The 532-nt window shown below is 72.7% G+C and carries 1 pseudogene; it reads left to right on the top strand.

The features are described 5' to 3' along the window. Positions 1 to 532: pseudogene (locus N788_RS14890) on the top strand (hypothetical protein); the annotation flags it as partial.

The raw sequence follows: 532 nt of genomic DNA, 5'->3' as shown, positions 1-532 counted from the left end.
CCGAGGCGGCGCCCGCGGAGCCGGCGGAACCGCCGCCGCTGCCGGCGGGGGACGCGCGCCTGCTGATGGAATCCGACCTCGCCTGCGACCTGTCCATCAACGGCGTGCGCCGCGGCAGCCTGCAGGCGATGACCCCGCTACGGCTCGAACTCGCCCCGGGCCGGTACCAGCTGGCGTGCACGCCGCCGGCGCATCCGGACCTGGTTTCTTCGCAGGTGGCCACGGTGGTGCGCGAGGAACCCACGGTGGCGCTGTTCGAACTCAAGTACGAGATCGAGGAACGCGAACGCCAGCGCCTGGCCGCCGAACGTCGCAAGCAGGAAAAGGCCGAGGCCGAGAAGCTGGCCCGCCAGCGCCAGGAAGACGAGGAGGCCGCCGAAGCACGCCGGCTCATCGAAGAAGCCAAGCAGCGCGAGGAAGACCGCCTGGCCGAAGAGGAGCGCAAGCTGCAGGAAGCGCGCAACGCCGCCGAACGGCGCCGGCGCGAAGAGGCGCTCAAGCTCGACGAAGCGCGCCGCGCGGCGGCGGCCCG

It is taken from the genome of Arenimonas donghaensis DSM 18148 = HO3-R19, assembly GCF_000743535.1.
Lineage (GTDB): Bacteria > Pseudomonadota > Gammaproteobacteria > Xanthomonadales > Xanthomonadaceae > Arenimonas > Arenimonas donghaensis.
The sequence above is the reverse complement of the archived record's forward strand: the minus strand, read 5'-3'. Positions and strand labels throughout refer to the sequence as shown.